Raw genomic sequence first — 12,205 nt, 5'->3', positions numbered from 1 at the left:
TTTTTTACTAATTATACCAATTTAGTGTTTATAATAAAATAAATAAATTTGAGGTTGTCACTTATGGGAATATATTGTAATATATATAACAATATAAAAATCCATTTACATTTTAGAAGCATTGATAAGGATATGAATCATTTTTACGGTCTGCAGAGAGGGAAGGGCAGCTGCGAACTTCCTGGCTTAGGAAACTGATTTACCGCCTTTGAGCTATATCGGTGAACAAGAGTAACTGATATCGTCTAAGCTGCGTTACAAGCTCCAGAGCCATGAGTGTTTTCTTGCTTATGGGAAATTGGGTGGAATCACGGGTAACGCACTCGTCCCTTATTTAGGGATGGGTGCGTTTTTTATTATTATAATATTGCCATGATAAGGACATGAATCATTTTTACGGCCTTCAGAGAGGGAAGGATAGCTGCGAACTTCCTGGCTTAGGAAACTGATTTACCGCCTTTGAGCTATATCGGTGAAAGAGAGTAACTGATATCGTCTAAGCTGCGTTACAAGCTCCAGAGCCATGAGTGTTTCTTGCTTATGGGAAATTGGGTGGAACCACGGGTAAACGCACTCGTCCCTTATATAGGGATGGGTGCGTTTTTTTATATATAAAAATATTGCGATGATGAGGACATGAATCATTTTTACGGCCTGCAGAGAGGGAAGGGTAGCTGCGAACTTCCTGGCTTAGGAAACTGATTTACCGCCTTTGAGCTATATCGGTGAACAAAAGTAACTGATATCGTCTAAGCTGCGTTACAAGCTCCAGAGCCATGAGTGTTTTTTGCTTATGGGAAAATGGGTGGAACCACGGGTAAACGCACTCGTCCCTTGCATAGGGATGAGTGCGTTTTTTTATTATTTAAAAAAGGAGTGTTTATGTGATGGGTGAAAAAATGATTAAAGTTCAATTTCCGGATGGGCAGAAAAGGGAATATCCGCAAGGGGTGACAGTGGAAAGTGTGGCAGGGTCTATCAGCTCAAGTTTAAGGAAAAAGGCAGTAGCAGGAAAACTGGATAAGCAACTGGTTGATCTAAGTCACAAGCTTAATAAGGATGCCGAACTGTCGATCTTGACTCTGGATTCGGATGAAGGATTACAAGTATTACGACATACATCGGCACATGTTTTGGCGCAGGCTGTGAAAAGGTTATACCAAAACGTGGAATTAGGGATGGGGCCAGTCGTGGAAGATGGTTTTTACTATGATTTTAAGTTAGACCATCCTTTGAGTTTAGAAGATCTACAAGCCATTGAAAAAGAGATGGAGCATATCATAAGTGGAAATCTGGAAATTAAAAGGATCGAAGTGACTTATGAAGAAGCTGTGAAGTTATTCGAGGACAGAGGGGAGTCTTTCAAGTTGGATATAGCAAAGAACATCCCTAATGGTGAAAAATTAACGCTCTATCAACAAGGGGAGTTCATCGATCTTTGCAGAGGGCCGCACCTTCCATCCACATTATTTGTAAAATCGTTCAAATTGACTCGTGTATCTGGTGCCTATTGGCGGGGAGACAATCAAAATGAAGTTCTTCAAAGGGTATATGGCGTGGCTTTCCGAAAGAAAAAAGATTTACAGGAGCATTTTGAATTTCTGGAAGAAGCGGCTAAACGCGATCACCGTAAATTAGGGAAGCAGTTGGAGTTATTCATGTTTTCGGAGGAAGCCCCTGGAATGCCGTTTTATTTACCGAAAGGACAAATCGTTAGAAATGAATTGGAGAAGTTCTCGCGGGAGCTTCAGACTGAGGCTGATTACGACGAAGTTCGGACTCCTTTCATGATGAACCAGCGCTTATGGGAACAATCGGGTCACTGGGATCATTACCATGAGAATATGTACTTTACAGAGGTGGATCAAACAAAATTTGCGATGAAGCCAATGAACTGTCCGGGTCATATGCTTATTTTCAAAAACAGTCTTTATTCTTACAGGGATTTACCGATCCGGATGGCCGAATTCGGTCAAGTCCACCGTCATGAATATAGCGGTGCATTGAACGGGATGCTGCGTGTACGTACATTTTGCCAGGATGATGCCCACATCTATGTACGGCAGGATCAAATCGAAAGTGAAATTAAACAAGTGTTTCATCTGATTGATAAGGTGTATCGCACTTTTGGATTCGAGTATTCCGTGGAGCTCTCGACTCGTCCAGAGGATTCAATGGGAGATGATTCCCTTTGGGAAGCTTCTGAAACAGCCTTGAAAAATGTACTGGAAAGCATCGGGATACATTATCAAGTTAATGAAGGGGACGGGGCATTTTATGGACCGAAAATTGATTTTCATATTAAAGATGCATTAAAACGAAGCCATCAATGTGCAACAGTCCAGCTTGATTTTCAAATGCCCGACAAATTTGATCTGACTTACATCGATGAAAATAATGAAAAAGTCCGTCCGGTCGTCATTCATCGTGCCATTTTTGGATCGATCGATCGTTTTTTTGGAATTCTGATAGAACATTTTGCCGGTGCTTTTCCGGTATGGCTCGCCCCGGTGCAAGTACAGATCATCCCTGTCTCACAGGTTCATTTGAATTATTGTTTAAAGGTTCAAAAAGAACTGAAGAATCAAGGCATAAGAGTGACAATTGATGATCGGAATGAAAAGCTGGGGTATAAAGTCAGGGAAGCACAGATGGGGAAAATCCCATATATGCTGGTTCTTGGAGATAAAGAAGAGGAAGAAAATCAAGTGAATGTCCGGAAATACGGGGAACAAGAATTTGAAAATGTCGCAATAGAAACGTTCATCAAGAAAATGGTTCAGCAAATAAAAGAACGCAGCATCTAATAAAAAAGCAGCTTAATCCGGAATTCACGAGTAAAAACGCAAAACTCACGAGTAAATTACAAAATTCACGAGTAAATGTACAAAATTCACGAGTAAAAGCATGAAATTCACGAGTAAATGCCCCTTGGATTATGTTTTTATAAAAAGAGACAGCCGAAATAGCTCGGCTGCCTTTTTTCTATCTACAAATCCATACCCAGCCAACGCCCGGAATGAACTGTTGGAAACAGTTACCGCCCGGTCCACCTTGACCGCCACCTTGACCGCCGCCTTGGCCGCCGCCACCGACAGGGCAGGTTAATCCTAGGTATTGCAATCCGACTATATCTGTACGATGAACCTCATTTGGGATGCCACCTTCTAGTATCTGTACCATACCAGTGGCAGTATTGAGGCCCATCAAAATAAAGGTATGCTGGCTGTTACCCCAAAATGCTCTGAAACAATGACCTTGTCGGCCTGCGTTCAAATGGCTCTGAATAGTGGCTTCTGGAACCAGTGTTTGTACTGGCAGTCTGTTATCACAATAAGGCAAATCGGCATAAGAATTATCGTAATAATATGGATCATTATAATATGGATCATTATAATATGGATCATTATAAGAGTAATAACCGTAATTATTATACATTCAAGAAATCCTCCCTTTTTGTTTACCCTTTCAGGCTATGAACAAAGGGGGATAAGTGTCCGACATGGACAAAGATGGATACTAAAATGGGCAGCCTATTTTTATAATTTAAACGAATTACGAGTAAACTCTTACATTTTCTAAACTCTTTATGTAAATAAAACCTTGGCTGCTTGGATGGCAAAGTAAATGCCAATCCCTATAAGGGATATTCCTGAAATGATCGAGATGCCCATTAAAATGGGTTTGGATAAAAAGCGTCTAAAGGTGCTGGCGATGATGGCCATAGCGAAATCCCAGGTTAAGAGGCCGACAAGGATACCTGAACTGTATAAAAGTAATTGTTCCATATCATATTTTGAAGCGGAGTTTGCGAGAATGGATCCATAAATCCCAAGCCAAAACAAAATGGATAAAGGATTCGAAAGGGACATGATGAATCCTGTCAGGAATGAAGAAAGAAGGGAATCTTTCGCTTTTCGTGCATTCACTTCAATCTTACCTGCACTTAACAGACTTTCAATTCCGGTATAGGTCAGGACGAAAAATCCAAAAAGCCATAAAAATGTCTTCATGAAAGAGTTGTCCAAAAAGTGGACGACACCGAAAAAGACTAGGGCTATAAATACAAAATCCGCTAAAATGGCACCCCAGCCAAAAACCCAGGCATGCCAAAAACCCTTCTTGATTCCTTTGTCCAATTGAGCAGCATTTATGGGACCGATAGGAGCCGCCAGTGATAAGCCTAATAATACATAGCTGAAAAAAACACCCAATTCATCACCTCATCGTTTGTTACATCTTCACTTATTTGAATGTATTCAGACAATTGGACTTGTACCACATTTTTGACCCTTTTTTTGAGGTGATAATTGCGGATTGGTGCTTATGGATGTACCTAGTCGTGACATGGGGGTTTTGTAACAACACAGAAAACTCCTTCATAATGTAATTTAGTCAAATGGAAAGACGCCAATTTTAATGCATGCGCTATTCAAAGCGGAATTGGAGGATAATTATGCCTGAATTATCGATGCCGAATAAATACAAAACCATTCTTGATATCATGCATACGGATATTGCGATAAATGAAATTAAGGGTCATTTTGAAGAAGGAATTTCAAATGCGTTAAACCTGATTAAAGTATCAGCACCTATCATTTTAAATGAAGGTAATGGTATAAATGACAATTTAAATGGTGTGGAGCGGGTTCTTACCTTTGAAGCTCTGGATATTAAGAATAAACAAATAGAAGTGGTTCAATCTTTGGCAAAGTGGAAAAGAATCACTCTTTCTAGGTATGGTTTGGCGTGTGATGAAGGCATTTACACAAATATGAATGCGATAAGACGTGATGAAAAACTGGATCATTTACACTCGTTATTTGTGGATCAATGGGACTGGGAGAAAGTCATAACGAAAGAACAACGTAACGTAGATACATTAAAATCTGAAGTGGAAAAAATATATAGAGCCATTAAATCGACCGAACGTTATATGTTTGAATTCCATCATCTGCTTAAGCCTGTGTTACCTGATGACATTCACTTCATTACGACCCAGGAGTTGGAGGATTTATACCCGAATCTGACTTCGAAGGAAAGAGAGAATGTGGCAGCGAAGAAATATGGTGCAATTTTCATCATGAAAATTGGCGGAGAGTTACAATCGGGGGAAAAGCATGATGGACGTTCACCGGATTATGATGATTGGGACCTAAATGGAGATATCGTTTTATGGAATCCACTCTTGGAATGTGCTTTTGAAGTTTCTTCAATGGGAATTCGAGTAGATGAAAAGTCACTGTTAAAACAATTAAGATTATCCAAAAACGAAAATCGTAAGGTGCTCAATTATCATAAGGCCGTATTGGAAGGAAAGCTTCCGTATTCAATAGGCGGAGGAATAGGGCAATCCAGATTATGCATGTTTTTGCTAAAGAAAGCACATATTGGCGAGGTTCAGGTTTCGGTATGGAATGACCAAATTTTAAACGACTGTAAAAAGAGGAATATTACTCTTTTATAAAGACGAAAGCGGGATATCCATTTTTAAACAGAAATGGAGATTTTATCGAAAGAGGAGGTTTTTTTATATGGATTAAACCCCTCACTAGATTGAAGAAATTTGCAACACTCCTACCGAATAACTGGCTAGTTGAGATACCAAAGCCGCTAGCTTTGATGAGGTTTGGCAAACTGCTCTTCTTTTAATTTGTCTACAGTCTGACCCATTCTTAAAAAGAATGGGTTTTTTATTTTAACGGTCAATAGGGGTAATTTTGGGTGAAGCGCAACTGAATAAATCTATCTGAGCTATAACATAATAATTGAAGACATCTAATATATGATGCAAAACAAATTGGTTTCACAATGTTTACTTTTTATGCAATAAGTTGCTTTTATAATGGATGAGGAGTGTAAGTATGGAAGGTCATGAGAAGCAAAATAAAGATGTAAGCGTGTGGTGCCTGATCAGTATGGCATCGATTCCATTGGTAATGACACTTGGAAATTCAATGCTTATCCCGGTTTTGCCCATTTTCGAGGAAAAGGTGGGGATATCTTCATTTCAATCAAGCATGGTGATAACAAGCTATTCCGTAGCATCCATTTTTTTAATTCCCATTGCTGGTTATTTATCAGATCGATTTGGACGAAAAATGGTAATCCTGCCCAGTCTGATTCTAGCCCTAATCGGCGGATTGATAGCTGGTTATGCATCATGGAAAATGGAAAATCCCTATACATGGATCATCATTGGGAGGGTATTGCAAGGGATTGGGGCGTCTGGGGCCTCGCCCATCATTTTGCCTCTGGTGGGAGATTTATACAAAGATGATGATGAAAAAACTAGTTCTTGTTTGGGAATCATAGAAACCTCGAATACATTTGGGAAAGTACTTAGTCCAATATTAGGTTCCCTGTTTGCTGCATTTATCTGGTTTTTACCATTCTTCTCGATTTCATTCTTCAGTTTAATATCTATTGTTTTAGTCTTTTTCTTTATAAAGGTACCAAAGGAGAAGGATGAGCCGAAGAAATTCAAAGATTTCTGGCATGATACGAAAAAAATATTCAAGCAGGAAGGAAAATGGTTATATACGGTTTTCCTGATTGGTGTATTTGTCATGTTGGTTTTGTTCGGTGTTCTTTTCTTTTTGTCTGATAATCTGGAAAAAATCCATGATTTGCATGGAATCAAAAAAGGTTTAGTGATAGCGATCCCGCTATTTTTTCTTTGCGTATCCTCTTATGTTGCAGGGAAAAAAATCAAGGGAGAATTACCAATCATGAAAAAGATCATCATGATCAGTTTAGCTGTCCTTTCAATCAGCCTTGTATTTGTAGGTTTTACAAAAAACAGGGTCTTCCTTCTATTGGTAATAACAAGCTTGGTGGGCATAGCAATTGGTGCGTTATTGCCGACACTCGACGCAATCATCACTCAAAATATAAAAAAGGAACAGCGGGGGACGATAACCTCCTTCTACATGTCATCAAGGTTCATCGGCGTTGCGGCAGGCCCTCCGGTCATGTCTCTTGTCATGAAAAATCATATCAATTTGACCTATATCATTTCAGGGATCATTGGTATAGGCATCGTTTTGATTGTTATGAAATTCATTAGTTCAGACAAAAAAGAAGCGGCTGCTTAATTCGGCTTCAATAACATATCAAAAAGCCGGGCATTCCCACGGCTTTTTTTTGTAACTCGGGAAATTTTTTTGGCATGTGGTTATAGGCAGAGGGTTGTCACATAAAATGTACAAGTCATGAACTAGCTCGAAGGAGTGATGCTTTTTGAGTGTACATTTACTGCTGAGTTACTTTTTCTTAGGACTTACCCTTGCAGCACCGATCGGTCCGGTGAACTCCGCTCGTATCGATAAAGGAATCAAGAACGGGTTTTGGCATGCCTGGATCGTTGGGGCAGGGTCGATGATCGCAGATGCCTTGTTCATGATTTTAGTGTATGTAGGTATGGTACGGTTTTTAGAAATTCCGGTCGTCCAGATTTTTCTGTGGCTTTTTGGGGGATTCGTGCTTATTTATTCGGGAGTCGAAAGTGTATTACGGGTTAATACGATATTATTAAATGAATACAGGAATAGAGATTCTTTAATTTCCTGTTTTTTGACTGGGTTCATCATGTCTGTGACCAGTCCATTGTCCATTTTATTTTGGTTGGGGATATATGGATCTGTTTTAGCTAAAACAGCTTCAAGTTATGGGACATCACAACTTTTCATTTATAGCGGGATGATCTTTCTTGGTCTTACCTGCTGGGATTTTTTGTAGCGGCATTAACGAATGGATTTCGCAGGTTCTTAAATGAAAAAAGCTTAATGGCCATTTCAATCATCTCTGGATTATCATTGGTCGGCTTTGGGGTTTATTTTGCTTATCAAGGCATTTCTGCCATCCTATCATAAAGGAGAATGCTTCAGATTAATACATAGGTATTTGAAAACTTCTTCCTTGCATAATTCATTGTGGCATTATCAACACTATGAATGATGGAAGGAGGTAATGTTATGACGACAAAAGCCAATTGCAGTTCAGCGAAAGGAAAGACTGGTCAAGATTCCAATGCATCGGGTGAACAACAGGGCGATATGAAATGGTGGCAGCTCTCATTGGTCGGTGTAGGCTGTACGATCGGGACAGGGTATTTCCTCGGATCGACCATAGGGATTAAAACGACTGGGCCATCCATTGTATTTTCATTTGTATTGGCCGCAATAGGTACCTATATCGTTTATAATCTGCTTGCCAAGATGACGGCTGCCGATCCTCAAGAAGGTTCTTTTTGTTATTATGCCAATAAAGCATTTGGACGATGGGCTGGCTTTAGCTGTGGCTGGAATTATTGGTCCTCCAATATATTGATCATGGGAAGCCAGCTTACTGCGCTTTCGCTATTATCTCAATTTTGGTTCCCGAAAGTGCCGCTTTGGCTATTTGCATCCGGTTTTGCCATTGTTTCAATCGTGGTGGTATTGCTGGGACAAAAGGGTTCGACAGGGTGGAAAATATCCTTGCTGTAATTAAGACAGCAGCAATCGTAATGTTTATCATTATTGCAATATGTGCCGTTTTCGGCTGGTTTGGTCTTGATGGAGCGAAACCGCCATCCTTTCCGAATAAGTTCAATGAATTATTCCCAAAAGGGCTAAAAGGGTTTTGGACATCACTTATCTATGCTTTTTATGCGTTTGGCGGCATTGAGGTCATCGGACTGATGGCGATGCAGCTTAAAAAGAAAGAAGATGCGCCAAAGGCAGGAACAATCATGCTCTTGGTTCTTACCATCATATATGTGGTTTCATTAGGGTTAGCCGTAACCATGATTTCGTTAGGGGCATTCAGTGAAAAAGAAAGTCCATTCGTTTCGGCATTGGACAGTTATCATCTGACATTTTTCCCGCACGTTTTTAATGGTGCGATCATCATTGCCGGTTTCTCGACGATGACCGCTTCACTATTTGGTGTAACCAATCTATTGGTAACGCTCTCCAATGACGGGAACGCACCCTCATTATTCATGCAAAAGATCAAGAAATTCAAGGACCTTCCACTTCCTTCACTGGGTCTTGGAGCCTTAGGACTTTTAGGGTCAATAATAACTGCCTTGCTCCTGCCAGGCAAGATTTATGAATACATTACAACATCTGCTGGTATATTGCTTTTGTATAACTGGGCATTCATCATTCTTTCTTCATTCAAAATCTTGGAAAATAAGATTTGGAGTAAGATTACGGCCGTTTTCGGACTTCTTTTAATTTTAGCGGCGGTCAGTGGCACTCTGCTTGAAAAAGAAATACGTCCAGGTTTTTTCATCAGCCTTTTATTCATCGTGATCATCGGTCTTGCCGCCGTTTTCATGAAATTCAAGGTTTGGAATAAGAACAAGGCGATGGCCGCAAAAGCCAGTAAATCAGAACTTGATTGAAAAAAAGGAACTCGACTATACGAAGTCGAGTCCCTTTTTGTGTGCATTTGATTTGGTGCTAAATTTCAATGATGATCGGAAGGATCATTGGTTTTTTCTTAGTTTGAGTAAAGAGATAGTGCCCCAATTCCTTCTTTATGGTTTGTTTGATGATGTTCCAACGGTATATTTTTTCACTTTGTAAGTCGTTGACCGTTTTCGTAACAAGACGATTCACATGTTTAAGGAGGTCCTCGGAATTTTGAACATATACAAATCCACGGGAAATGGTATCGGGTCCTGATACTATTTTTCGTTCCGTCTTGCTTAGTGTTATGACAATTACGAGCATGCCATCTTCGGAAAGCTGCTTACGGTCACGCAGAACAATTTCTCCCACATCACCAACTCCGACACCGTCAACAAAGGTATTGCCGGCAGCCACCTTTCTCGTTTGACGGGCAACGGAGTTTTCAATATCCACCACATCGCCATTACTGATAATGAAAGTATTGCCCTTCTCTACCCCGACAGACTCAGCTAGTAATCGATGCTGGTGCAACATCCGATATTCACCGTGAATGGGAATGAAATACTTAGGTTTCATCAGGGTAAGCATGAGCTTCAACTCTTCCTGATAGGCATGTCCGGATACATGCATGCCTGTTACAGTCCCAGAACCGTAAATGACTTTGGCACCAAGTTGAAACAGGTTGTCGATGATTCGTGAAACATCCCGTTCATTTCCGGGTATTGGAGTGGAGGCAAGAATCACTGTATCATCAGGCAATATACTCATATCCCGATAATTTGAACTGGAAAGGCGGGAAAGGGCAGCAAACGGCTCTCCTTGACTTCCTGTACATAAAACCGCGACCCTTTCAGGAGCATAATTATCGACTTCATGTGGTTGGATAAGCATCCCATCAGGTACCTCGAGGTAGCCTCGTTCAATGGCAACGGATACGACGTTCACCATGCTACGTCCTATTAGGGCAAGTTTCCGGTTTGTCTTCTGTGCAGCGTTCACGACTTGTTGAACGCGATTGACATTTGAAGCGAAGGTCGAAAGAATGACTTTCTGTTTTGCCTGCATGAAGGCCTCTTCGATATGGCTGCCAACGAGATGCTCCGAGGGGCTGGACCCGGGACGTTCAGCGTTCGTGCTTTCCGATAATAAAACCAAAACACCTTCACTCCCGATCTTGGCCATTTTATGAATATCGGGATACTGATTATTCATGGGAGTCAAGTCAAACTTAAAGTCCCCTGTATGAACGACCGTGCCTTCTGGCGTACGCATGGTGACCCCTAGGCAATCGGGTATACTATGATTCGTTTTGAAAAAGTCGAGAACCATCTCCCCGAATTCCAATCTTGAATCAGAGTCGATCTGGATTAACTTCGTATCACCCAAAAGGTTATGTTCTTTTAATTTCAATTCAATCAAACCAAGTGTTAAACGTGTGGCATAAATGGGTACATTCAATTTTTTTAAGAAATAGGGGATACCGCCAATATGATCTTCATGACCATGAGTCACAATCAAAGCGTGGATCTTCTCCTTATTCTCCTGAAGAAAGGAGATATCAGGAATGATCAAATCGACTCCTAATAAACTCTCATCAGGAAACTTGGCACCACAGTCAATAATGACGATATCGTTAGAATATTGAACCACATACATGTTTTTACCGATTTCATTCACTCCGCCGAGAGCCAGTATGGATAAAGCTTTCTCTTTCACACTCAAGTAGATAGACCTCCCTTTATTATGATAAGGATAGTGTTTCCTTAGGTCCCATTTATAAAACCAACTCTTTTATAAAATCAGGGGCAATTCAAGAAGCCATAAAAAAAAACACCTGCCATTTTCGGTAGGTGCGTGTGTCTCCATCTTCATCGGCTCAAACAAGAGGTGATGCTTTCTTCAAAAGACTCCATGTATGCTTGGATCTGTGAAGCATATCCAGTTTTCAAAGTGGCCAGTAGACTTTCTATCAAGAATTCTCGCGGTTTGTCTGACTGCATCAGCTCATCTTGGATGAAATCGACCAATTCAATGGCTCTTCTTCGATCTTCATCGCAAGTAATAGCTTTGTTTATCGCTTTTTTCAATTCCGTGGTGGAATGAAGCAAATCATTATGGCAAGCATCAAGCTGGTTTGTGAATTTTGGAAACCACGTATCCATTAATTCCGGATCAATGATCTGTTCGCCGCTTTCAGCCACTTCATTGACTAAATGGACAATACGGTTCATGCAATAGCGGATAATTTGTATGTCCGGTATACCAGCGGGATTAGCACGGTAACTAAAATGGCTCATGTGGGTCATCATCGAATGAAAGATAATGACGCTATCTAAAAGATAGGGTTTTTTACTTTCCCCGAAGATATCGATAAAACGGTTAAACATCCAACGTAAGCTCAACAATAGCGTCTTATTGATGAATTGTTTTAATTCTTCATCGTTGGAAACACGGACTTCTTCGATCAGTATAAGCAATTTGCTTTGCTTGTTCACCATCAATTGCAGTTCGAGCTGCCGGATGAAAATTTCAATATCGGCGGAATCTTGACCAATCAACAGTTTTTCCCGTTCATGGCGAATCTTTGTATAAACGGAACGGAAAATGGCTATAAATAATTCACCCTTCGAAGGGAAATAATTATAAAATGTACCTTTTGATATACCGCTGCCGTCTAGAATGTCCTGGATGGACGTGGCTTGGTAGCCTTTGTCAATAAACAGCTTATGAGCCGTATCGATGACATTCTGCCTTCGATTATTCATCATATCACCTAATTTTCATTATACTGCTTGTATAAA

The 12,205-nt window shown here is 40.4% G+C and carries 7 protein-coding genes, 2 pseudogenes and 3 other annotated features; of the genes and pseudogenes, 5 read left to right on the top strand and 4 right to left on the bottom strand.

Annotated elements, in window-relative coordinates; genetic code table 11:
* Window positions 1-112 precede the first annotated feature (112 nt).
* Window positions 113-334, top strand: a binding site (T-box leader).
* A 29-nt stretch (window positions 335-363) separates the two neighbouring features.
* Window positions 364-585, top strand: a binding site (T-box leader).
* Window positions 586-616: 31 nt separating this feature from the next.
* Window positions 617-838 (top strand) — a binding site (T-box leader).
* 61 nt (window positions 839-899) lie between these two features.
* On the top strand, window positions 900-2,807 hold the full coding sequence (thrS, locus tag ABC374_RS19470) for a threonine--tRNA ligase (protein WP_413020400.1): 1,908 nt from the start codon (window positions 900-902) through the stop codon (window positions 2,805-2,807).
* Window positions 2,808-2,985: 178 nt separating this feature from the next.
* Here thrS and ABC374_RS19465 read toward each other — a convergent pair whose 3' ends face one another.
* Window positions 2,986-3,438 carry a hypothetical protein gene (locus tag ABC374_RS19465; RefSeq protein ID WP_413019473.1) on the bottom strand — a complete coding sequence of 151 codons (453 nt, stop codon included), beginning with the start codon at window positions 3,436-3,438 and terminating at the stop codon, window positions 2,986-2,988.
* A gap of 149 nt (window positions 3,439-3,587) precedes the next feature.
* Complete coding sequence (locus ABC374_RS19460) at window positions 3,588-4,214, bottom strand: LysE family transporter (RefSeq protein WP_350299944.1); 627 nt, start codon at window positions 4,212-4,214, stop codon at window positions 3,588-3,590.
* Between the two features lie 257 nt (window positions 4,215-4,471).
* Between ABC374_RS19460 and asnA the strand changes: the two genes are divergently transcribed.
* The 4 genes and pseudogenes from asnA to ABC374_RS19440 all read left to right on the top strand — a co-directional run bounded on the left by asnA (window position 4,472) and on the right by ABC374_RS19440 (window position 9,394).
* Window positions 4,472-5,467 (top strand): aspartate--ammonia ligase, encoded by a 996-nt coding sequence (gene asnA, locus ABC374_RS19455; RefSeq protein ID WP_434547798.1) that lies wholly within the window; start codon window positions 4,472-4,474, stop codon window positions 5,465-5,467.
* A gap of 397 nt (window positions 5,468-5,864) precedes the next feature.
* Window positions 5,865-7,097: an MFS transporter gene (locus tag ABC374_RS19450; protein WP_413019472.1), complete on the top strand. Its 1,233-nt coding sequence runs from the start codon at window positions 5,865-5,867 to the stop codon at window positions 7,095-7,097.
* Between the two features lie 145 nt (window positions 7,098-7,242).
* A pseudogene (locus tag ABC374_RS19445) lies at window positions 7,243-7,874 on the top strand (LysE family transporter).
* Window positions 7,875-8,057: 183 nt separating this feature from the next.
* A pseudogene (locus ABC374_RS19440) lies at window positions 8,058-9,394 on the top strand (amino acid permease).
* Between the two features lie 58 nt (window positions 9,395-9,452).
* Here ABC374_RS19440 and ABC374_RS19435 read toward each other — a convergent pair.
* Window positions 9,453-11,126 carry a ribonuclease J gene (locus tag ABC374_RS19435; protein ID WP_413019471.1) on the bottom strand — a complete coding sequence of 558 codons (1,674 nt, stop codon included), beginning with the start codon at window positions 11,124-11,126 and terminating at the stop codon, window positions 9,453-9,455.
* Between the two features lie 146 nt (window positions 11,127-11,272).
* A complete protein-coding gene (locus ABC374_RS19430; protein WP_413019470.1) occupies window positions 11,273-12,172 on the bottom strand; it encodes a TetR/AcrR family transcriptional regulator in 900 nt (299 codons plus the stop codon).
* Between the last annotated feature and the right edge of the window lie 33 nt (window positions 12,173-12,205).

Source organism: Peribacillus phoenicis, assembly GCF_047238085.1.
GTDB lineage: Bacteria > Bacillota > Bacilli > Bacillales > DSM-1321 > Peribacillus.
Note: the sequence above shows the minus strand (reverse complement) of the source record. Positions and strands in the feature narration are given on the sequence as shown.